The 21824-nt window shown below is 68.3% G+C and carries 18 protein-coding genes; 13 read left to right on the forward strand and 5 right to left on the reverse strand.

All coding sequences use genetic code 11. From position 1 onward, the window contains the following. Positions 1–274: 274 nt before the first annotated feature. From HC028_RS25685 to HC028_RS25695, 3 genes are all read right to left on the reverse strand, one after another. Positions 275–1159: an ABC transporter substrate-binding protein gene (locus tag HC028_RS25685; protein WP_168080017.1), complete on the reverse strand. Its 885-nt coding sequence runs from the start codon at positions 1157–1159 to the stop codon at positions 275–277. Positions 1160–1210: 51 nt separating this feature from the next. Further along, the gene (gene rox, locus HC028_RS25690) at positions 1211–2665 is read right to left on the reverse strand and encodes a rifampin monooxygenase (RefSeq protein ID WP_168080018.1); all 1455 of its coding nucleotides are present in this window, start codon (positions 2663–2665) and stop codon (positions 1211–1213) included. Positions 2666–3261: 596 nt separating this feature from the next. Next, complete coding sequence (locus HC028_RS25695; protein WP_168080019.1) at positions 3262–5088, reverse strand: sigma-54-dependent Fis family transcriptional regulator; 1827 nt, start codon at positions 5086–5088, stop codon at positions 3262–3264. A gap of 190 nt (positions 5089–5278) precedes the next feature. On the opposite strand from HC028_RS25695, the gene HC028_RS27185 reads away from it, so the two are divergent. The 10 genes from HC028_RS27185 to HC028_RS25745 all read left to right on the forward strand — a co-directional run bounded on the left by HC028_RS27185 (position 5279) and on the right by HC028_RS25745 (position 15821). Beyond that, positions 5279–5614 (forward strand): hypothetical protein, encoded by a 336-nt coding sequence (locus HC028_RS27185; RefSeq protein ID WP_203981620.1) that lies wholly within the window; start codon positions 5279–5281, stop codon positions 5612–5614. 2 nt (positions 5615–5616) lie between these two features. Further along, positions 5617–7269, forward strand: a complete 1653-nt coding sequence (locus HC028_RS25705; protein ID WP_239075736.1) for a ferritin family protein — start codon at positions 5617–5619, stop codon at positions 7267–7269. Between the two features lie 87 nt (positions 7270–7356). Next, positions 7357–8406, forward strand: a complete 1050-nt coding sequence (locus HC028_RS25710) for an FAD-binding oxidoreductase (protein WP_168080020.1) — start codon at positions 7357–7359, stop codon at positions 8404–8406. 12 nt (positions 8407–8418) lie between these two features. Next, a complete protein-coding gene (locus HC028_RS25715; RefSeq protein ID WP_168080021.1) occupies positions 8419–9588 on the forward strand; it encodes a ferritin family protein in 1170 nt (389 codons plus the stop codon). Further along, positions 9585–9959, forward strand: coding sequence for a propane 2-monooxygenase effector subunit MimD (mimD, locus tag HC028_RS25720; protein WP_168080022.1), 375 nt, complete (start codon positions 9585–9587; stop codon positions 9957–9959). The genes HC028_RS25715 and mimD overlap by 4 nt, the downstream gene beginning before the upstream one ends. 48 nt (positions 9960–10007) lie before the next feature. Continuing rightward, positions 10008–11057: an amidohydrolase family protein gene (locus HC028_RS25725; RefSeq protein WP_168080023.1), complete on the forward strand. Its 1050-nt coding sequence runs from the start codon at positions 10008–10010 to the stop codon at positions 11055–11057. Next, positions 11054–11764: a metal-sulfur cluster assembly factor gene (locus tag HC028_RS25730; RefSeq protein ID WP_168080024.1), complete on the forward strand. Its 711-nt coding sequence runs from the start codon at positions 11054–11056 to the stop codon at positions 11762–11764. The genes HC028_RS25725 and HC028_RS25730 overlap by 4 nt, the downstream gene beginning before the upstream one ends. Beyond that, positions 11761–12783, forward strand: a complete 1023-nt coding sequence (locus tag HC028_RS25735; protein ID WP_168080025.1) for an NAD(P)-dependent alcohol dehydrogenase — start codon at positions 11761–11763, stop codon at positions 12781–12783. The genes HC028_RS25730 and HC028_RS25735 overlap by 4 nt, the downstream gene beginning before the upstream one ends. Positions 12784–12816: 33 nt before the next feature. Further along, the gene (groL, locus tag HC028_RS25740) at positions 12817–14508 is read left to right on the forward strand and encodes a chaperonin GroEL (protein WP_168080026.1); all 1692 of its coding nucleotides are present in this window, start codon (positions 12817–12819) and stop codon (positions 14506–14508) included. A gap of 11 nt (positions 14509–14519) precedes the next feature. Beyond that, complete coding sequence (locus HC028_RS25745; RefSeq protein WP_308442106.1) at positions 14520–15821, forward strand: Nramp family divalent metal transporter; 1302 nt, start codon at positions 14520–14522, stop codon at positions 15819–15821. Between the two features lie 167 nt (positions 15822–15988). Here the strand turns inward: HC028_RS25745 and HC028_RS25750 are convergent, their stop codons facing one another. Then, positions 15989–16519: an Hsp20/alpha crystallin family protein gene (locus tag HC028_RS25750; RefSeq protein ID WP_203981621.1), complete on the reverse strand. Its 531-nt coding sequence runs from the start codon at positions 16517–16519 to the stop codon at positions 15989–15991. A 510-nt stretch (positions 16520–17029) separates the two neighbouring features. On the opposite strand from HC028_RS25750, the gene HC028_RS25755 reads away from it, so the two are divergent. Both HC028_RS25755 and HC028_RS25760 read left to right on the forward strand, forming a co-directional pair. Next, entirely contained in the window at positions 17030–18823 is a 1794-nt protein-coding gene (locus tag HC028_RS25755) for a SulP family inorganic anion transporter (protein WP_168080029.1), read from the forward strand. Between the two features lie 237 nt (positions 18824–19060). Further along, positions 19061–20587 carry an AMP-binding protein gene (locus HC028_RS25760; protein WP_168080030.1) on the forward strand — a complete coding sequence of 509 codons (1527 nt, stop codon included), beginning with the start codon at positions 19061–19063 and terminating at the stop codon, positions 20585–20587. A gap of 82 nt (positions 20588–20669) precedes the next feature. On the opposite strand, the gene HC028_RS28270 is transcribed toward HC028_RS25760, so the two are convergent. Next, a complete protein-coding gene (locus tag HC028_RS28270; protein ID WP_275408290.1) occupies positions 20670–20792 on the reverse strand; it encodes a hypothetical protein in 123 nt (40 codons plus the stop codon). A 114-nt stretch (positions 20793–20906) separates the two neighbouring features. On the opposite strand from HC028_RS28270, the gene HC028_RS25765 reads away from it, so the two are divergent. Further along, complete coding sequence (locus HC028_RS25765) at positions 20907–21740, forward strand: sugar phosphate isomerase/epimerase family protein (RefSeq protein WP_168080031.1); 834 nt, start codon at positions 20907–20909, stop codon at positions 21738–21740. Positions 21741–21824: the final 84 nt, after the last annotated feature.

Here is a 21824-nt window from a genome sequence, read left to right on the forward strand (position 1 = left end):
CTGATCACATCAGTGCGCGGTACAGCAGTCACAGTGCAGGCGGTGGGTAGTCGGCCCTGGTAGGCGTCGAAGCACACCGGCGGGACAAAGCAAACCGGCTATCTGATCGTTGAGCCTCGATGTTATGTGGGTTCATGTTGCGGCAGCGACGTCGAACAGGCGACAGCGGAGGGTTGAGCCCTGCACTGGGGAGCTGGCAGCGTTGCTCGAGAACATTTCGTCGCTGCCCAGCCTCCGGCCTCCCGGCGTCCTGGTCGTCGCCCGCCCCGGTGGGTTACGCCACTCGCGCGATGACGCCTTCGGGCGGTTCGGGCACGGCGTCAGGGTGCAGGATCGCGGCGATCGCCTCGACGCCGTTGACGAGGCGGGGGCCGGGGCGCACGACGAGGCCGTCGGCGTCGATCGCCCACACCGGCGTACTGGGAAATTCCGGCGCGACGGTGCGGGCCTGCTGCGCGGCGCCGTCGAGGTGGAAGCCACACGGCGCGACCAGTACCACGTCCGGTGCGGCGTCGGTGAACTCCGGCCAGGTGGTCTCCACCGACCGGGCGCCGGGGCGGGCGGCGACCGGTTCGCCACCGGCCGCGCGGACGAGGTCGGGTACCCAGTGCCCGGCGGTGAACGGCGGATCGACCCACTCCACGACGGCGACTCGTGGCCTGGGCCGCCCGGCGACGGCCGAAGCGATCGCCGCGAGCCGGGCTCGCAGGCCGGCGATCAGTTTCTCGGCCCGGCCGGGCACACCGGTGCGGGCACCGACGGCGAGGATGGTGTCGAAAACTTCGTCGAGGGTGTGCGGGTCCAGCGACAGCACGTCGGCCCGGCAGCCGAGGTAGTCCAGAGCGTCGGAGACGTGCCCGGCGGGCAGGGCGCACACCCGGCACAGGTCCTGGGTCAGGATCAGGTCCGGCGAGAGACCGGCCAGGGCATCGGCGTGCAGGGTGTACAGGTCGGCGCCGGCCGCCATCCGGGTCTTGACGTAGTGGTCGATCTCGCCGGGGCTCATCCCGCGGGTGTCCCGGCCGCCCACGACGACCGTCTTGTCGACCCGCGCCGTCGGCGGCTCGTCGCATTCGAACGTTACCCCGACCAGGTCGTCGCCGAGGCCGAGCGCGTAGACGATCTCGGTCGCAGACGGCAGCAACGACACCAGACGCATACGCCCATCCTGCACCGACCCCGACACGTGAGAGCCGGGTACCCGGCTACCTCAGCAGTGTCGAAGTAAAGGCGACCGGCGCGCGCCGCCGGTATTGAACCACCGTGGCAGCTGGCCGAGCAGATCCTGCTGATCGTCACCGACCCACGCCACGTGGCCGTCCGGCCGCAGGAGTACGGCGGGCACGTCCAGTTCATCGCTGACGTCGACGACGTGGTCGACCCGATCCGCCCAACCCGCCACCGAGAGCCGGCCGGTCTGGTCGAGCAGCAGTCCGCGGCCGCCGTGCATCAGCTCGTAGAGGCGCCCCCGCTTCAGACCGACATCCCGCAGCCGCCGGCCGAGCAGTTCGTGGCCCTCGCCGAAGTCGTAGCGGACCCCGATCGCGGTGGTCTTCTCGACCAGGTACCGGCGCACGTCCTCGAAGTCCATCAGTTCCGACAGCAGCCGGCGCACCGCCTGGGGACCCGGTTCGAGAGATATCAGCTCGGCCTGCGCACGAACGTTGTCCAGCACGTCGGCGGCCACCGGGTGCCGTTCGGTGTGGTAGCTGTCCAGCAGCCCCTCCGGGGCCCAGCCGTTGACCGCGGCGGCCAGTTTCCAGCCGAGGTTGAACGCGTCCTGGATGCCGAGGTTGAGCCCCTGCCCGCCGATCGGCGGGTGGATGTGCGCCGCGTCGCCGGCCAGCAGCACCCGCCCGGTCCGGTAGCGCTCGGCCAGCCGGGTGGCGTTACCGAAGCGGGAAAGCCAGCGCGGTGAGTGCGCGCCGAAGTCGGTGCCGGCGATCGCCCGAAGCCGCTGCTTCAGCTCGTCCAGGGTCGGCGGGACCATGCGGTCCTCGGCCACCCCCTCGGCGCGCACGACGGCGCGGTACACCCCGGCCCCGACGGGCCCGACGCCAAACCCCAGGTCGGTCTTGCGGACTTCGGCCACCACCGCGGCCACCTCCTCCGCCGGCGCGGATATCTCGATCTCGGCCAGCAGCCACTTGAGGCTGGCGGGCTCGCCGGGGAAGCCGACGCCGAGCAGTTTGCGCACCGTGCTGCGGCCGCCGTCGCAGCCGACCAGGTAGCGCGAACGCAGCCGCGTGCCGTCGGCCAGCTCGGCGGTCACCCCGTTGTCGTCCTGGCTCAGCCCGACCAGCGCGCAGCCGCGCCGGATCTCGGCGCCGAGCTCGGTGGCGCGCTCGGCCAGCAGGCGATCGGTGACGGGCTGCGGGATGCCGAGGATGTAAGGATGTGCGGTGTCCAGCCGGTCCGGCTGCGGCTTGCTGATGCCGGCGAAGGAACCACCGAGCGGGTACTGCTGGCCGTGCGCGAGGAACCGCTCCAGCAGACCGCGCTGGTCCATCACCTCGATGCTGCGCGCGTGTAGGCCGAGCGAGCGGACAATTTTGATCGGCTCGGCGTCCTTCTCCAGCACGAGCGCCTGCACGCCGTGTAGCCGCAACTCGCAGGCCAGCATCAAGCCGGTGGGCCCGCCCCCGGCGACGATCACGTCAATCATGAAACCCCCATTGTTTCTCGGACAGATGCTCCCCACAGTCCGGCGGCGCGCACACCCGCACACCCGCACTTCCGCGCCGAGTGCCCGCAACCGCACCGCGAGTCCCGCCGGCGGTTCGACGTCCCACGAGACCCATACGTAGACCAAGGCGCATGTACTTCGCGAATCCCTGATTTCCGCAGGCTCTGGCTTCGGTCGGAGATTCTGTGGCACGACCCGGGTCTTGCCGCAAGGCCCCCGGTGCGCTATATGGTGAGAGTGGCAGGGAGTGGGTGTTCTCCTCGCCCTTGCTTTTTGTCGTCCGCTGTGGACGGACAAGCTCCTCTCCAAGCGGTGACGCACCGCCTACGGTGATGCTGACGGTCCAGGAGGATCTACCATGGGCCTGCGGATGTAGCCGCAGAACAAGATTTCGCCCGGCGCCTGACGGCGGCCGGGGTCGGCCCCGGCGACACGGTTGCCGTGTTCACGTGCCGGCGCCGCAGCAGCAGCGGTTGTGGTTCCTCGACCACCTCAGCGACGCGGCCGGGGTGGCGTACGGTGCCCGCCCCTGCTGGGGCCGGTCAGGGGGCTACCGACACCCCCAGCCATCTTTCCTAACTGGAACGGCGTGGGCCCGGTACGTTACTCGGGGTGACGATCCCGTATTCATGGATCTTGCGGTAGATCGTCGCCCGGGACATCCCCAGCGATCGGGCTGCCTTGGCCTTGTGGCCTTCACAGTCGAGCAGGCTTTGCACGATGGCGTCCCGCTCCATCGACTCGATCGGGCTGAGCAGGCGGCGGCTCACCGTGCGGCACTCCGGCGGCAGGTCGTCCGGGTGAATCAATCCGGTACGCCGGTGTTGGACGACCCGCCTGAGCACCTGCCGGAGTTGTTCGACGTTCCCGGGCCAGCTCGACCGCAGGAGCAGTTGCATCGTCTCCGGGGTGCAGGCCAGCTGACCGTCGTGGCTGAACTTCGCGAGGAAGAACGGTACGAGTTCATGCAGGTCCTCGATGTGATGGCGCAATGGCGGAAGCTCGATGGTGCTGGGGAACAGCCGCAGCAACTCGGTCGGATCGCCGGTCTGGTGTCGCCGGTTCAAGGTGACCACGACCCACAACGACCGCTGCCGGCCCGTGGCGTGAGCTGATCGCAATGCGGCCGACAGCGCCTGCAATCGTCGATCGTCGAGCCGGTCGAGGTGCCGGATCACCAGGCTGCCCTCGGTCTCGAGCAGCTCCCGGCGGGCCTGCACCAGCCAGTCCGGGTACGCCGCGTCGACGGCGTCCAGGACGTGGAAGCGGCCGGTCGGGTTGCGCTTGCGGTACACCGCTCGCGCCACAGCCATCTTGCCGACTCCCTGCTCGCCCTCCAACGCGAGCCACTCGCCGGCCTCATAGCAGGCGTCGACCCGTTGACATCCACGTAGCCACAGCGGCCCCGAGCCGACCAGGCCGGGCAGGAAGGTCGGCGCCACCCGGGCGTCGCCGGCCGGTAATTTTGCCAGCTCAACGAGTTTCACGTGGACGACGCCACCGGCGAGGACGTCGTCGGCGTTCACCGGCCGGCAGTACAGCCGCGCCTTGATGCCGGTGGGCAGTTCCGTCACGATCGGGCTGGGGCGGCGGCTGGCCAGCATCTCGGCGGCCTGCCCGAGCAGCATTGTCTGATCGGCCGGGTCGAGCACCTGCCGGGCGTACTCGTTCATCATCACCACGTCGTGGTTGAGGGCGAACACGATTCCGGCGGTATGCCGGCAGGCCCGCAGATACTCCCGCAGCAGGGCGAACTCCCGGACACCGCTGTCGGTGAGCAGAGCCTGCCTGATCTGGTCGGCGGTGGTCTTTGCGAGGGTGATCAGCAATGGGCCGGCGTCCTTGCGCCAGCAGGTCAGGTCCACCGCGCCGATCGTCTTTCCGGAGATCGGGTGCTGGATCGGCACCCCGGCGCAGCCGAGGTTCTCGAGATTCTCGGCATAGTGCTCATGGCCGAACACATGCGCCGGCTGGCCACCTTCCAGGGCCGTGCCGATTCCGTTGGTGCCGACCGACCCCTCGGCGTAGCTGAAGCCCGGCGCGAGTTGGACGCTGTCGAGGTGCCGGTCGAGATCGTGGTCGGCCGCGAGCCGGGTGAGCACCACTCCGGCCGCATCGGTCAGGATGATGCTGATCGGCTGCCCGTCGAGATGTTCGCGTAGATGCCGCAGCACCGGCAGGGCACTTCGGGTCAGCGGGCTGTCCAGTTCGGGGTCGCGGACGTACGCCAGATCGATGTGATCGGCCGCGACATTCCACCGCCGGGAGCGCCACCACGACGCCAGGATGGTGTTGCGCACCTCGTTCGGTTCGACCGACTCGGCGGTCAGGAACCGCTCCCGGATCTCGGCCAGTCGGCGGTCGTTGCTCAGATTCGGCGGGTAGGTAGATGCGGACGACATGGCGCCCCCCTTGCCTCCCGGAACGCCCGTCGTGGGCCGGGCAAGCCCGCGGTCCGGCGCCCGAGGTTGCGTCGTGGTTACAACGTAGGCGCAAAGTTGCCGGCCTATGTCTCATGTTGAGACCGCCGATTTGCTCCTGATGCCATGTGATGAGCGCGGACGGGGCTCACAGACTCCGGAGAGGTGACCGATGGATCCACCGGGTGGAGCACGGGATGAGACCTACAACCCGTGGAGCATCGTCAATCTGGTGTTTGCTCACCTGGCTCAGCAGGGACTGCACCCCGTTCTCGGGGACCGGGGCGATCCGGGCGGCCCGGCAGCCGACCTGCTGCGATCGCTGGGAATCGAACCGGCGGCGGAGGGCAACCGTCAGGTTTCGCATGACGTGCGACGGCATCTCGCCGACATCCGGGCCGCTGTCTTCGGCGAGAGCGGACCGGCCGGTGGGGCGCGACGGCAGGACAAGACGATCAAGGCTGCAGGCAGGTGGTCTCAGCCGACCCGACTGACGGGTGAGGAGTGATCATGAGTCGTCAGAGTGTGGCGAGAGCACACCAGAAGATCCAGGAGTTGTCCTGGGAGCCGCTGTACCACGAGCCGGTGTCGCAGTACGGAACCGACTACACCTTCCAGAAGGCACAGAAGAAGGATCCGCTCAAGCAGGTCCTACGGTCGTACTTCCCGATGCAGGAGGAGAAGGACCACCGGGTCTACGGAGCCTCGGACGGCGCGATCCGCGGGAACATGTTCCGCCAGGTGCAGGAGCGTTGGCTGGAGTGGCAGAAGCTGTTCCTTTCGATCATCCCGTTGCCCGAGATCTCGGCAGCCCGGGCCATGCCGCTGCTGTTCCGCACGGTTCCCAACCCGGAGCTGCACAACGGCCAGGCGATCCAGATGATCGACGAGGTCCGGCACTCGACGATCCAGCAGAACCTCAAGCGCCTGTACATGAACAACTACATCGATCCGGCCGGCTTCAACAACAGCCTGCGCAACTTCCAGAACGACTACTGCGGCACGATCGGCCGTCAGTTCGCCGAAGGCTTCATCACCGGTGACGCGATCACCGCGGCGAGCATCTATCTGACGATCGTGGCGGAGACAGCGTTCACCAACACGCTGTTCGTGGCCATGCCGGCCGAGGCCGCAGCCAACGGCGACTACCTGCTGCCGACGGTGTTCCACTCGGTGCAGTCCGACGAGTCACGGCACATCAGCAACGGGTACGCGACGCTGCTGATGGCCCTGGCCGACGAGGGCAACCACCAGTTGCTCGAGCGCGACCTGCGCTACGCCTGGTGGAACAACCACCGGGTGGTCGACGCGGCGATCGGCACGTTCATCGAGTACGGAACCAAGGACCGCCGTAAGGATCGGGAGAGCTACGCCGAGATGTGGCGGCGGTGGATCTACGACGACTACTACCGCAGCTACCTGGTGCCACTGGAGAAGTACGGGCTGGTCATTCCGCACGACCTCATCGAAGAGTCCTGGAACCAGATCTGGAACAAGGGGTACGTGCACGAGGTGGCGCAGTTCTTCTCCACCGGCTGGCTGGCCAACTACTGGCGGATCGACCCGATGACCGACAAGGACTTCGAGTGGTTCGAGTACAAGTACCCGGGCTGGTATGACCGGTACGGCAAGTGGTGGGAGAACTACAACCGGCTGTCGACGCCGAACGGGCACCACCCGATCGTGGCCGAGGACGTCGACTACCAGTACCCGCACCGCTGCTGGACGTGCATGGTGCCCTGCCTGGTCCGGGAGGACATGGTCATCGACGAGGTCGACGGCCAGGTGCGCACCTACTGTCACGAGGCCTGCCGGTGGACCGACGTCACCGCGTTCCGGCCGACCTACCAGGGCCGGCAGACGCCGAACATGGGCCAGCTGATCGGGGCCCGGGAGTGGGAGACGCTGTACCACGGCTGGAACTGGGCCGACGTGGTGACCGACATGGGGTACGTGCGCGACGACGGCAAGACGCTGGTGGCGCAGCCCCATCTCAACCTCGACCCCAAGAAGATGTGGACGCTCGACCACCTGCGCCGGATGCCGCCGCTGCAGAGCCCCAACGTGCTGCTCAACGAGATGACACCCGAGGAGCGGGAAGCGTTCCACGCCAACTACGTGCGCGGCGGTCCCGGCGGCCGGCCCGCACCCGCGGACGCCTGAGCGCAGGCGGACAGGGGGTCGGGAGGACCCGAAGCGCACTTCGGGTCCTCCCGCCCACGCCAGCACCGCGACATCTGCGAGGCAGTCATGGCTGACAAGCACGTCGTCCGGTTCGAACCGGTCGGCATCGAGATCGAAGTCGACGAGGACCAGACCGTCCTGCGGGCCGCCGCGGAGCAGGGGATCATGCTCATGCACGGCTGCAAGGAAGGGCAGTGCGCGTCGTGCAAGTCTTTCGTCCTCGACGGCGACGACATCGAGCTCGACAAGTACTCCACGTTCGCGCTGCCCGACTACGAGCGCGAGGAGGGCTTCACGCTGCTGTGCCGGGCGCACGTGTACGAGGACGTGCGGATCGAGCTGATCAACTACGACGAGGACATGATCCGCTCGGGGCTGCCGATCCAGCAGGCGGTGGCCGAGGTGGTCGCTGTCGAAGCGGTCACCCATGACCTCCGCCGCCTCGTCCTGCGGCTGGTGCAACCACGGGAGCTGAAGTTCTTCCCGGGGCAGTACGTCGACATCGCCATCCCCGGTACTGGCCAGACCCGATCATTTTCGATGGCCAATACGTCCAGTCAGGACGACGGTCGGCTCGAGTTCATCATCAAGGTGTACCCGGACGGGCTGTTCTCGCACTTCCTGGACACCCGACTCGCCGTGGGCGACAGCCTCGACCTGGTGGGGCCGTTCGGTGTCTTCACCCTGCGCGACGGCTACGACGCCGATCTGATCTTCGTAGGCGGCGGTGCCGGCATGGCGCCGATCCTGTCGCTTTTGCGCTCCATGGCCGAGCGCGGAATCCAGCGCAGGGCCACCTACTACTACGGCGTCCGGGGCCGCCGCGACCTGTGCTTCGAGCCGGAGCTGCAGTCCCTGGAAGAGACCCTGCCGGGCTTCCGGTACGTGCCGGCGCTGTCGGAGCCGGCCGAGGGCGATGACTGGAACGGCGACGTCGGGTTCGTCACCGACGTGGTCAAGCGGTACGAGACCGATCTCACGGGCGCGCACGCCTACGTCTGCGGACCGCCGCCGATGGTGGAGGCGGCCGTGCCGATACTCGCCGCGCTGGGGGTGGCGGAGAAACGCATCTACTACGACAAGTTCACGACGACAGGTGACCCCGACAAGCAGTGAGGGACGGACCTGATGACAACAGCGACTGAACGCAGCGTACCGAAGCCGGTGTTCACCGATGCCGAGGCCGGCGCCAAGGAGTTCCCGGACTCGACCGCGCGCAGGTTCAACTACTACACCCCACAGAAGCGCAAGCAGACGCACTACGAGGACGTGACCGTCGAGGTCCAGCCCGACCCGAGGCACTATCTCAGCCAGGGCTGGCTGTACGGGTTCTCCGACGGCCGCGGCGGCTATCCGCTGGAATGGACCACGCTCAAGGCGTGGGGTTCCGACCGGCCGGTGCCCAAGCGCGGACCCGGCTCCGGTGGCAAGGGTTACGACTGGCCGGCACACGGCTGGCACGAGTTCCGCGACCCCAACGAGGAGTGGGAACTCACCCTGTACCGCTACAACTCCAACGTGGTACGGCAGGTCAACCAGAACATCGAGGCGGCCCGCCGGTCAAAGGCGTTCGATCAGTGGAACCCGAACTGGGTGCGGTTCGTGGAGCGCAACGTCGGCGCCTGGATGCACGTCGACCACGGGCTCGGCCTGTACCTGTTCGCCAACGCCAACCGGCGGGCGCCCACGAACATGCACAACAACGCGATCTCGGTCAACAGCATGCACCTGATCAGGGCCGCGCAGGATCTCGCGCTGTACAACCTGACGCTCAGCGAGGAGATCGACGGGTTCGACGGCAAGGCGCACGTGGAGACCTGGGACAGTGACCCGGCATGGCAGGGCGTGCGCCAGACCGCCGAGGCGCTCACGGCTGTCGACGACTGGTGCGAGGCCGTCTTCGCGGCCAACGTGGTCTTCGAGCCGCTGGTCGGCGAGCTGTTCCGCAGCCATCTCGTGCAGCACGCGGCGCCCCGCAACGGCGACTTCGTCACGCCGACCGTCGTGGGCGCGGGGGAGTACGACTACGCCGAACGGGACCTGCGGTACACGAAGGCCATGTTCGAACTGTTGACCAATGACCGCGAGTTTGCCGACCACAACAAGGCGATCATGCAGCGGTGGCTGTCCGACTGGGTGTCGCAGGCCATCAAGGCGGCCCGCACACTGCAGCCGCTGTGGTCGCAGCCCGATGCCAAGCCGCCGCGGTTCGAGGACGGCCTGGACCGTGCGAAGAGCCGTTTCAGCGGCATTCTTTCCGACCTGGGTCTGGACACACCGAAGGAGCTGGCGCAGTGACCATCTTCAAGACGGCGGAGAGCCCCTTCAAGGCCGACAACACGGCGTCCAACATGTGCGGCTTCACGCTGATGAACAACCAGGTCGGCGTCGTGGTCGCCGAGGTCATGAAGAGCAAGCCGGACGTACGGGTGACGCCGCTGCCGTCGATGATCCGCGTCGACGCGGTCCGGCGGATGGACGTCGTCTACGACGAGATCTCCGAGGCGCTCGGCGAGGAGCCCGGCTACTTCGACGCCGCCGAGTTCGAGGAGAACATGTCCACGCACTACGGCCGGATGATCCACGAAGACGACCGGACGATCTTGTTCGCGAACCCCGAGGACGCGGCCGACTACATCGGCTTCGACCTGCGGGCCGGATCGAACTGACACCCGCGATCACAGGCTGACAACGGATTCGGTCCACGAGGAGGCACCGTGTACGAAAAGGACGGCGAGAAATATTTCGTGGTCGACAGCCACATGCATTACTGGAACGCTGCCCCGGACAACTGGGTGGAGGGTGCCGAGAACTACGCCAAGGGCTGGATCGAATGCTTCCACGCCTACCAGTCGCTCGGGCCGGCCGAAACGCACTGGCCGATCGAGAGGTTCCAGAAGTACTCCGAGGACGACCTCATGAAGGACGTCTTCGACGACGGCCACGTGGACGTGGCGGTCTTCCAACCGACGTACCTCAAGGAGTGGTACTCCGAGGGCTTCAACACCACGGAGCGCAACGCCATCCTGGCCGAGAAGTACCCGGGGAAGTTCATCCTCAACACGCGGTGGGACCCGCGCGAGGGCGACGCCGGCCTGAAGACGCTCCGGGCCAACGTCTCGCGGTACGGGTGCAAAGGGGTGAAGCTGTACACCGCCGAGTGGCGGCAGGGTTCCCGTGGGTGGAAGCTCACCGACCCGGACGCCTACCGGTACCTGGAGGCGTGCCAGGAGCTCGGGATCACGAATATCCACGTGCACAAGGGCCCGACGATCTGGCCGCTAGACAAGGACGCCTTCGATGTCGCCGACGTCGACCACGCGGCGACCGACTTCCCGGCGTTGAACTTCATCGTCGAGCACGTCGGCCTGCCCCGCATCGAGGATTTCTGCTTCATGGCCACGCAGGAGCCCAACGTGTACGCCGGCCTGTCGGTCGTGATCGGCGGCCTGATGCACGCCCGGCCGAAGTTCTTCGCCAAGGTCATGGGTGAGCTGCTGTTCTGGGTCGGCGAGGACAAGATGACGTTCGGCAGCGACTACGGGATCTGGGAACCGAGGTGGCAGGTCGAGGGCTTCGTCGACTGGGACTACCCGAGCGACGAGTTCTCCGACTACCCGCGCGTCACCACGGCGACTAAGAAGAAGATCCTCGGCCTGAACGCGGCCAAGCTCTACGGCATCGAGGTCCCGGCCGAGTGCCGCCTCGAACCGGGGGAGGGGACCCCGGCCGCGCAGGACGACGCCCAGTTGGTCGCGCGGGCATGAGCACGATCCTCAGTGGTGAGGCACAGATCCTCGCCGCGCTGGAGACGGTGCGCGACCCGGAGCTGGACGAGCCGATCACGTCGCTCGGCTTCGTCGCGTCGTGCACCATCTCCGCGGGCGGCGCCGCGCAGGTACGGCTGCGGCTGCCGACCTACTTCTGCGCGCCCAACTTCGCCTTCCTCATGGTCGCCGATGCCTACGACGCGGTGTCCAGAGTGGACGGGGTACGCAGCGTCGAGGTGGTGCTCGAAGACCACTTCGCCGCCGAGACGATCAACGGCGGGGTGGCCGCCCGGGCCGGGTTCGTGCGGTCCTTCGACGGCGAGGCAGTCGCCGAGCTGGACCAGCTGCGCGCCGACTTTCTGCGGAAAGCCGTGATGGCAGGCACCGACCAGGTGTGCCGGCCGCTGCTCGCCGCCGGTGTCCAACCGGCGGCGCTGGTCACCTTGACCCTCGGTGAGGTGCCCCCCTCACGGGCGCTCGACCGGCTGCGGCAGCGGCGGGCCGAGCTGGGCCTGCCCGCCGGCGACGACGCCCTGCTGTTGATCGATCCCGGGACGGGCGCGCGGGTGGGCGACGACGCCGTACCACTGCACCTGCGGCGCGCCCGCACCACGCGGGTCAGCGTGGACGCCAACGCCGGCATCTGTCGCGGCATGTTGTGGCACAGGTACCACGCCAGAGGAGAAGGCGAGGAGGAGACGTGAAGGCCGTAAGACTGCACGGGTACCACCAGCAGCCCGTGGTCGAGGAGGTGCCGGAGCCCACCGTCAAGGGTCCGCTCGACGTCGTCGTGAAGATCGGTGGCGCCGGCGTGTGCCGCACCGACCTGCACATCATCGAGGGCCAGTGGGACGCGGCGATGCACCCCGCGCTGCCCTACACCCTCGGGCACGAGAACGCCGGCTGGGTCCACGAGATCGGATCCGCGGTGACCAACGTGCAGGTCGGTGACACGGTGATCCTGCATCCGACGCCGACCTGCGGGCTGTGCCGGGCCTGCCGTGCGGGCCACGACATGCACTGCAGCGACAGCAGCTTCCCGGGGCTCTCGCACGACGGCGGGATGGCGGAGTACCTCCTCACGTCGGCGCGGGCCTGCGTGAAGCTGGACCCGCGGACCCGGCCGCAGGACGTCGCCGCGCTCGCCGACGCCGGCATCACCGCCTACCACGCGGTCCGTAAGGCGATCCCGCTGCTTCACCCCGGCACCACCTGCGCGCTCATCGGCGCGGGCGGGCTCGGCCACATCGGCATCCAGTGCGTGGCCGCGCTGACCGCGGCCAGGATCATCGTGATCGACCGCAACCCGGACGCGCTCAAGCTCGCCGAGCAGTTGGGCGCCCACCACACGGTCGTCGCCGACGGCGGCCAGGTCGACGCGGTCAACGACCTCACCGGTGGCGGCGCGGACGTCGTGCTGGACTTCGTCGCCGAGCAGGGCGCCGAGCAGGACGGCTTCGCGATGACCGGCCGCGGCGGTTCGTACTTCGTCATCGGCTACGGCGGCACCCTGACCGTACCGACGCTCGACATCATCTCGACCGAGCGCAACATCGTCGGAAACATCGTCGGGACCTACAACGATCTCGCCGAGCTCATGGTCCTGGCGCAGACGGGGAAGGTCACCCTGCACACCCGGACGTACCCACTGGACGCCGCGGCGCAGGCGCTCGGAGATCTCGACGCCGGTCGGGTCCGCGGCCGCGCCATCCTCGTCCCATAGCCGGATCAGACACCCCCACGCCCAGGAGGACCGATGGCCAAGGAACTACGTTTCGCTGCGGAAGCCCGCGACCTGCTGCTGGCGGGTGTGGACCAGTTGGCCGACGCGGTGAAGTCGACGCTCGGCCCCAAAGGGCGCAACGTCATCCTGGAGAAGATCACCGGGTCACCCGTGGTCACCAACGACGGCGTGACGATCGCGCGCGAGATCCATCTGCGCAATCAGTTCGAGAACATGGGCGCCCAGTTGGTCAAGGAAGCCGCGATCAAGACGAATGACATCGTCGGTGACGGCACCACCACGGCCACGGTGATAGCCCAGGCGATCGTGCGGGAGGGCATGAAGGCGATCGGTAAGGGCGCCAACCCGGTGCTCGTCAAGCGGGGCATCGATCTGGCCGTCGGCCGACTGGTGCAGCACCTGCAGAGCGTCGCGCACCCGGTGGCCACCGAAGCCGACTACGCCCGGGTCGCCGCGATCTCGGCCAACGACGACGACACGGTCGGCGCGGTGATCGCGAAAGCGCTGCACACCGTCGGCGACGCTGGCATCGTCACCGTCGAGGAGTCGGCGGTGCACGGGATGAGCGTCGACTTCGTCGAGGGCTTCGAGTTCGACAACGGGTACGTGTCGCCGTACATGGTCACCAACCCGGCCAGCCTCGAAGCGATCGTCGACGACCCGTACATCCTGTTGTGCAGCGAGAAGATCTCCAAGGTCCAGCAGTTGATGCCGCTGCTCGACAAGATCATGCGGGCGCCCCGCCCGCTGGTGATCATCGCTGAAACCGTCGAGGGCACCGCACTGAGCATGCTGGTGCACAACCACGTCAACCGTGTCTTCCAGTGCGTCGCCGTGAAGGCCCCCGGCTTCGGTGACCGGCGGCTGCACAAGCTCGAGGACATCGCCGCGATCACCGGCGGCACCGTGTACAGCAGGCACTCCGGGTTCACGCTCGAGACGATGACCATCGAACAGCTTGGCCGGGCCGCGCAGGTGCGCGTCACCGCCGACCGGACCGCGATCATCGGCGGCGGCGGGGCTCGCGAGGGCGTCGAGTTCCGCATCACCCAACTGCGCGCGGAGCTGGAGCGGGCCACCTTCGGCGTCGACGAGGACGTGCTCACCGAGCGGATCGGATCGCTGTCGGGCAAGGTCGCCGTCATCAAGGTCGGGGCGCCGACCAACGCCGAACTCAAGGAGCTGCAGCACCGCGTCGAGGACGCGCTGTCGGCCACCAGAGCGGCGATGGCCGAGGGGATCGTCGCCGGCGGCGGAGCCGCCCTGCTGCACGCCGAGGGGGCGCTGGATGACCTGCAGGTCAAGGGCGACTACGCGACCGGGGTCGACATCGTGCGCCGCGCGCTCACCGAGCCCGCGTACCTGATCGCCGCCAACGCCGGGTACGCCGGACATGAGGTGGTGGCCCGGATGGCACAGCTGGACCCGGACGAGGGGTTCGACGCCCTGGAAGGGTGCTACGGAAACATGATCCAGATGGGGATCATCGATCCGTTGCGGGTGGCCCGCTCCGCGTTGCAGAACGGCGCGTCAGTGGCCGGGCTGCTGCTCACCACGAATACCCTGATCGCCGAGGAGCAGACGCCCTGGGGTGGCAGCGCCGCGCTCATGACCGAATTCGGCCCACTCGACGAGGGACTGCGTCAACCGTCTCCCGACTCCAGTACGCCACAGTCGCTCGGGCTCGGCCCGTCGGTCGGCTGAGAATGGGCCCGGTGGCGGGGGACTCCGTACTGCAGACGCCGCTTGCGGCTGGTGCGGAGTCCCCGCGGTCAGTCGAGCCGACGCTTCGGTTGTTGCGCTCGCGCGGACGGATCCGAGGCATGGTGGCGCTGCTCGGGCCGGCGTTCGTCGCGGCCGTCGCGTACATCGACCCCGGCAACTTCGCGACCAACTTCTCCGCCGGCGCGAAGTTCGGCTACACGCTGGCGTGGGTGATCGTGGCGGCCAACCTGATGGCCATGCTGGTGCAGTACCTGTCCGCCAAGACCGGCGTCGCCACCGGACGCGACCTGCCGGAACTGTGCCGGGAACACTTTCCGCGGGCGGTGTCGCGCGGGCTGTGGGTACAGGCGGAGCTGATCGCGATGGCCACCGATCTGGCGGAGTTCGTCGGCGCCGCGGTGGGGTTGAACCTGCTCTTTGACGTGCCGCTGTTCCCGGCCGGCGTGATCACGGCGGTCGTGGCGTTCGCGATCCTGGCCCTGGAGCAGCGCGGCTACCGCCGTTTCGAGCTGGCGATCGGCGGACTGCTCGGCATCGTCTTCCTCGGGTTAGCCTACGACCTGGCCCGGGTGGGGCCCGACCCCGGCGGAATCGCGGCGGGACTGGTCCCGAGTTTCGCCGGCACCGACAGCCTGCTGATCATCGCGGGCATCATCGGGGCGACGGTAATGCCCCACGTGGTCTACCTGCACTCCGCCCTCACGAAGTCCCGGGTGTTCTGCCGCGACGACTCCGAGCGTCGCGAGCTGCTGCGCTTCCAGCGGCTCGACGTGCTCATCGGGCTCGGCGCCGCCGGCCTGATCAACCTGTCGATGCTGTTCATCGCGGCCTCGCTGTTCAACCGCACCGGCCGGCTGAACGTCGACTCGATCCAGGCCGCGCATACCGGGCTTGGCCGCATGGTCGGCGGTGGGGCCGCGCTGGCATTCGCGGTGGCGCTGCTCGCCTCGGGTCTGTCCTCGTCGAGTGTGGGCACCTACGCCGGGCAGGTGGTCATGCAGGGCTTCGTCCGCCGTCGTATCCCGCTGTTCGTCCGACGCGGTCTGACCATGCTGCCCGCGCTGCTGGTGCTCGGACTCGGCCTGCCGGCCACCGACAGTCTGGTGGTCTCCCAGGTCGTGCTGTCCTTCGGTATCCCGTTCGCGCTCGTGCCGCTGGTCCTGCTCACCCGGCGTTCGGACATCATGGGATCGTTCGTCAACCGGCCCGTCACCACCGCGGTGACGGGCTGTATCGCCTCGGTGATCATTGTGCTCAACGTGTACCTGCTCTACGCCACCTTCTTCGGGTGATCGGCATCTCGTCGCTCCGTGAGTGAGGTCTCGGACCGGCTCGACGATCACATCGACAGCCAGCTCGGACCACCACAGTCCCGGCCGCGGCCGGTGCGGCCGCGGCCAGGCGGAACAGGGCTGCGCGTCGGCGGGGGAGTGCGGTGCGGCGTCGCCCCGGTGCGGTGCTACCTCTTCGCGCCCGGGCCTGATGCGCTCCCGGGCGAGACCCGGCTCTGGCTGCCGGCGGTCCCACCGGCTTCGGCGCCGGCCTTGACCTGGATGCGGCGCGCCTGCGGCTGTGCCTTGCCCGCGCGTATGGTCAGCACGCCGTACTCCAGTGTGGCGTCGATCTGGTCGGCGTTGATCTCACCGGGCAGGATCACGTCGTACTCGAATTCGGCGCCCTCGCGGCCGCCTTCGCCGCCACGGGCGGCTGCGCCACCGCGGCGTTCCTGGCGTCGCATCGTGCCGGTGCGCTCGCGCGCGGTGTACTTGCCCGTTATCCGCAGGGTGTCGCCGCCAATCAGTTCGATGTTGACGTCTTCCGGCCGTACCCCGGGAAGGTCCATCTCCAGGAGGTAGGCGTCCTGGGTCTCCTCGAGGTCGAACGGCGGCACCCATACCGGAACGACCGCGGGTGCCAGCGGACCCGCGAGGAAGGGGTCGGTGAAAAAGCTCGTGAGGAGGTCGCCCATCCGGTTCTGGAGGTCGGTCATCGGGTCGCCGGCGGCTCGTCCGCCCCGTCCTCCTCGTTGCTCCGTGAGCTGTCGGCCGCGGCGTGGGGCGAGAGAAGTCATAAGGGGGTGCATCCTTTCGTAGACTACGATCTTGATTTGCGTGGGAGGTGCTGCTTTCACGTATTTGACCAGTGACGAATTCGACGGGCCGGCGGAACAGTCACACGCGCTGCGCGAGTTCCCCATCACGGCAATGTTGTGAGCCCGACGGGTGAAGGTGCTTCGCCCACGACGGGCGATCCCCAAAAGACTCATCGGCTTGTCGCCGGCGTTGTCTTTGCTGTTCCCGTAGGCCGCGCGCCGACGGGCACTACCGGATCCATACCGCTGCGGGGCCGGTACGTCTGCGACCAGCTCGTCGAACGACCGGCCGACCTGAGCAGCCTCGTGTCCGCGGCCCGCAGGCCTGCGGGTTGTCGGCCGCTCTTCGGGTAGGTAGCGGATACCAGGAGCAACTGAAGGGAACCCGACCCGCGAAGGCGAAGTGTCATGGCGACCTCCGGCGGGGCGCGAACCCCGCGCCCCGCCGACAGTGACGCGATGCGGCCCGGTGTCACACCGCTACATCTGATGCGGGGCCTGCTGTCGGCAGACAGATCGCACATCGCCGCTGACATCGTCGCCGGCGTCACGCTGGCCGCGCTTGGAATTCCCCAGAGCCTCGGCTACGCCAGGATCGCCGGCATGCCGGTGATCACCGGCCTATACGCCATGGTCGCTCCGATGGCGATGTTCGCGCTGCTCGCGTACTCCCGCCACCTCGTCGTGGGTGCCGATTCCGCAGTCGCCGCGATGCTGGCGGCCGGGTTGGCCGGCCGAGCGGCAGCGGGCTCGCCGCGTTATGTCGCGCTCGCCGGACTGGTCGCGCTGCTTTCCGGAGCGCTGCTGCTGCTGGCCCGCCTGATCCGCCTGGGATTCCTGGCTGATTTCCTGTCCCGCAGCGTGTTGATCGGGTTTCTCACCGGCGTCGGCGTCCAGATCGCCGCCGCGCAGCTTGCCGACATGCTCGGCGTGCATACCAGCGGGAACAGCGTGATCGGCAGGCTCGTCGCCACTGTCCGGGCGCTGGGGCGCACCAGTCTGCCCACCCTCGCTGTCTCGCTGGGTGTCATCGCGGTGGTCGTCGGGCTTCGCCTGCTGACCCGCCGAATCCCCGGCGCCCTGATCGCCATCGTCGGTGCCATCATCGCCAGCCGCCTGCTACACCTGCCGGCCCGCGGCGTCACCGTCGTCGGCCCGGTTCCACGGGGCCTGCCGGGGCTGCACCCGCCGGCGCTGTCGCTGCACGACGCGGCGGCGCTGCTGCCTCTCGCCGGTGCATGCTTCGTGGTGATCGTCGCGCAGAGCTTCGCGACGTCCCGCGCGTACGCCGCCAAGTACGACGAGACCGTCGACGAGAACGCCGATCTGGTGGGTCTGGGCGCGGCCAACATCGCCGCGGCCTTCACCGGTACCTTCGTCGTCAACGGCAGCCCCACCCAGACCCAGATGGTCGACAGCGCCGGCGGCCGCAGCCAGTTGGCCGCGCTGACCACGAGCGTCGTCGTGGTGTTCGTGCTGCTGTTCCTGACCGGTCCGTTGACGTTCCTACCGCTGGCGGTACTCGCCACCGTCGTGTTCCTCATCGGGTTGCAGCTGATCAATGTCTCGGGGATGCGCCAGCTCTTCGTCATGCGCCGCGACGAGTTCCTGATCGCGTTGCTGACCGCCGTCACGGTCGTGTTCGTCGGCGTCGAGCAGGGCATCGTGCTCGCCGTCGTCGCGTCCGTCATCGATCACGTGCGCCACACGTACGCGCCGTATACGGCCGTCGTCGTCGCGACCGACGAGGGCCGGTTCATCGACGTGCCACCGACCCCGCAGGCCCGCACCGTCGAAGGACTGGTGATTTACCGGTTCGGCGCCACCCTGTACTACGCCAATGCCCGCCGGCTCGTCGACCAGGTCGACGCCTGCCTGGCCGCACCCGACCCGCCGCGCTGGTTCTGCCTGGACTGCATAGCGATCAGCGACGTCGACTTCACCGCGGCGGCGGCTCTGCGCCAGATCCACAACGAGCTTGCCACCGCCCGTGCGCGGCTGATCCTCACCGAGGTCCTCGACCCTGTACGCGCAGAGCTCGACCGCTACGGCATCACGCAGCTGATCGGCAGCGACGCGTACTTCGCCACACCCCAGGACGTGGTGCACGCCTTCCGATCAGAGGCGCCGTCGAGCAGGACCCCGCGGGCGCGAGCCGACGCGGCAGCGATGAGCTCGCTACCCGGAAGGGTCAAGCCGTGAGCGCTCCGCCCGCGCGCGCTGTGGGTGCCAAGGGGTGTGGCGTACCCATTTCTTCAGGTCACTGCGGGAACGCGGGTCACATCACAGCTGATCCTAGGAAGCGGAGAGATGCCCGCCGATGCGTTCGGTCGTACGCCCCGTCGGGCAACCATCGCGAGGCCCACCGTTTTGGGGGGTAGCCGGTGGGGCGCGGACCGGTCATTATCGGGCCAGTTCAGCGAGCGAAAGGATCGTCACGTGTTCTTCGATCTGGGCGTACGCGATTTTCTCGATCGTGCGGAGCTGGTGTACCCCGACCGCGTCGCAGTCGTCGACGAGCCCGACCAGCCCGCCCCCTCATGGGGATCCCTCACCTATCGCGACGTCGCGCGGCTGGCCCGGGCCCAGGCCGCCGGCCTCGACGCACTCGGCCTACCGGTCGGCGGGCGGGTCGCGATCGTGTCCCACAACGCCGCGCGCCTGCTGGTGTCGTTCTTCGGCGTCTCCGGCTGGGGCCGCATCCTCGTCCCGGTCAACTTCCGGTTGTCGGCCGCCGAGGTCAAGTACATCGTCGAGCACTCCGGCGCGGAGGTCCTCCTGGTCGACCCCGAGCTGCGGCACCTGCTCGACACGGTCACCGCCAAGCACGTCTTCGTACTCGGGGAGGAGGACGACGAGGTCTTCGGCAGCACGGCCGACCCGGTGCCCTGGGCGGGCGACGAATCCGCCACCGCGACGCTGAACTACACCTCCGGCACCACCGCCCGCCCCAAGGGCGTCCAGCTGACCCACCGCAACCTGTGGATCAACGCCGTCACGTTCGGGCTGCACACCACGCTGTCCGACAACGACGTGCTGCTGCACACCCTGCCGATGTTCCACGCCAACGGGTGGGGCATGCCGTACGCGGTGACCGGTCTCGGTGGCCGGCACATCGTGCTGCGTAAGGTCGACGGCACCGAGATCCTGCGCCGCATCGACCGGCATGGTGTCACCATCCTGTGCGCCGCGCCTGCGGTGGTCACCGCCGCGCTGGACGCCGCGGCGACCTGGGACGGGGAGATCCCCGGCCGGGACCGGGTGCGAATCGTGGTGGCCGGCGCTCCGCCACCCACTCGCACTATCGAACGGGTCCGCGTCGAACTGGGTTGGGAATTCATCCAGATCTACGGCCTGACCGAGACCTCACCGCTGCTGACGGTCAACCGCATGCGCGCCGAGTGGGCCGACCTCGACCCGCACGAGCAGGCCCGCCTCCTCGGCCGGGCCGGGGCGCCCGCCCTCGGCACGCGGATCGGCATCGACGCCGACGGTGAGGTGCTGGCCCGATCCAACACCAACCTCGACGGCTACTGGGACAACCCGGAGGAGACCGCCCGCGTACAGGCTGGCAACTGGTTCCACACTGGCGACGGGGGCACGTTCACCGACGGGTACCTGACGATCTCCGACCGGAAGAAGGACGTCATCATCACCGGCGGTGAGAACGTGTCATCGATCGAGGTCGAAGACGCCCTCAGCTCCCACCCGGCGGTCCGGGAGGCCGCCGTGATCGGCATACCCGACGACAAGTGGGGCGAGCTGGTCACCGCGCTGGTGGTCACCGACGGAACCCCGCTCACCGCCGAGGACATCATCAGCCACTGCCGGGGCTACCTCGCCGGCTACAAGTGTCCCAAGCGGGTGGAGTTCCTCGACGCGCTGCCCCGCACCGCCACCGGAAAGATCCAGAAGTTCAAGCTCCGCGAGCCGTACTGGACCGGCCGCGAGCGCAAGGTTAACTGATCGGCCGCCGCCCGGATCCGCTGCGCCGGCTTACGGCGTGATGGACCCAGCCCGTATGTCGTCGGCGGTGTACGAGAGCCCGTCACGCCGCCGTCTCGTCGTCCGAGAGAGCGAGCAGGCTGCAGACCGTGGCGGCCAGGGTCGGGGCGACCAGCGGGAGCAGCGGGAGCCCTGCTGGCGCGCTCCGTTGCGGTGAGCTACCCACGTGAAGGACCGATCCCTTTTTCCTGAGGAGAGTCAACTTTAGTCTGTCAAGCCATTGACTTCTGCGGATGACGGGCATGAGATACGACTCACCGCGAAGAAGGGGGCGAGGATCATGAGGCTCGGGTACCACTCGATCACCTGGGGCGGCGTCGTCGGCGAACCCACGGGCGTCACCAGCGTCAAGGACCTCTTCTACCGAGCCAACGGCGACATGCAGCGCGCTCTGCGCGACATCGCGGCGGAGGGGTACCAGGGCGTCGAGTTGTTCGACGGCAACGTCGCGGACTTCGCCGACCGGCCCGAGGTGCTTCGCGAGCTGCTCCACGAAACCGGGCTGACCCTGGTCAGCGTCTACACCGGTGCCAACTTCATCTACGCCGACAGCCTGCCCGACGAGTTGTGGCGGGTGAACCGTGCGGCGGAGCTGGCCGCGCTCTTCGGGGCGGAGAAGCTCGTGGTCGGTGGCGGTGCCCGCCGGGCCGCCGGTACCGATGACGAGGACTACGACCGGCTCGGCAAGTCACTCGACACGGTGGTCGACATTGCCGAGCGGCAGGGGCTCAACGCGAGCTACCACCCGCACCTGAGCACGATCGTGGAGAGCCCGGACGAGCTGGAAAGAATCATGACCCGATCCCGGATCGGGTTCTGCCCGGACACCGCGCACCTCGCCGCCGGCGGCGGCGATCCCGCCGCGCTGATCCGGCAGTACCCGGAACGGATCGAACACGTGCACCTCAAGGACTACCGGCCGGAACCGTTTGCGTTCCTGCCGCTCGGCCAGGGCGCGCTCGATTTCCCCGACATTCTGGCGGCCGTTCAGGAGGCCGGCTACGACGGCTGGCTGCTCGTCGAGCTGGACTCCTACGACGGCGACCCGCGCGAGGCGGCCCGGATCAGCAAGGCGTACCTCGACGCACTGCTGGACTCCTCCGTTTCGCGCTGACTCCCGTATCCACTCCCGCGGCACCACGCGGCCTGCTTCGGAGAAGCACATGAGGCATTTGAAGCGCATGAAGCGCATGAAGCG

The organism is Planosporangium flavigriseum (assembly GCF_011947225.1).
In the GTDB taxonomy this organism is placed as follows: Bacteria; Actinomycetota; Actinomycetes; order Mycobacteriales; family Micromonosporaceae; genus Planosporangium; species Planosporangium flavigriseum.

What these genes read in the sequence shown, in the direction of transcription:
- HC028_RS25685 (WP_168080017.1), bottom strand. Translation starts at nt 1,159, where the DNA reads ATGCGTCTGGTGTCGTTGCTGCCGTCTGCGACCGAGATCGTCTACGCG.
- rox (WP_168080018.1), bottom strand. Translation starts at nt 2,665, where the DNA reads ATGATTGACGTGATCGTCGCCGGGGGCGGGCCCACCGGCTTGATGCTG.
- HC028_RS25695 (WP_168080019.1), bottom strand. Translation starts at nt 5,088, where the DNA reads ATGTCGTCCGCATCTACCTACCCGCCGAATCTGAGCAACGACCGCCGA.
- HC028_RS27185 (WP_203981620.1), top strand. Translation starts at nt 5,279, where the DNA reads ATGGATCCACCGGGTGGAGCACGGGATGAGACCTACAACCCGTGGAGC.
- HC028_RS25705 (WP_239075736.1), top strand. Translation starts at nt 5,617, where the DNA reads ATGAGTCGTCAGAGTGTGGCGAGAGCACACCAGAAGATCCAGGAGTTG.
- HC028_RS25710 (WP_168080020.1), top strand. Translation starts at nt 7,357, where the DNA reads ATGGCTGACAAGCACGTCGTCCGGTTCGAACCGGTCGGCATCGAGATC.
- HC028_RS25715 (WP_168080021.1), top strand. Translation starts at nt 8,419, where the DNA reads ATGACAACAGCGACTGAACGCAGCGTACCGAAGCCGGTGTTCACCGAT.
- HC028_RS25730 (WP_168080024.1), top strand. Translation starts at nt 11,054, where the DNA reads ATGAGCACGATCCTCAGTGGTGAGGCACAGATCCTCGCCGCGCTGGAG.
- groL (WP_168080026.1), top strand. Translation starts at nt 12,817, where the DNA reads ATGGCCAAGGAACTACGTTTCGCTGCGGAAGCCCGCGACCTGCTGCTG.
- HC028_RS25750 (WP_203981621.1), bottom strand. Translation starts at nt 16,519, where the DNA reads ATGACCGACCTCCAGAACCGGATGGGCGACCTCCTCACGAGCTTTTTC.
- HC028_RS25755 (WP_168080029.1), top strand. Translation starts at nt 17,030, where the DNA reads ATGGCGACCTCCGGCGGGGCGCGAACCCCGCGCCCCGCCGACAGTGAC.
- HC028_RS25765 (WP_168080031.1), top strand. Translation starts at nt 20,907, where the DNA reads ATGAGGCTCGGGTACCACTCGATCACCTGGGGCGGCGTCGTCGGCGAA.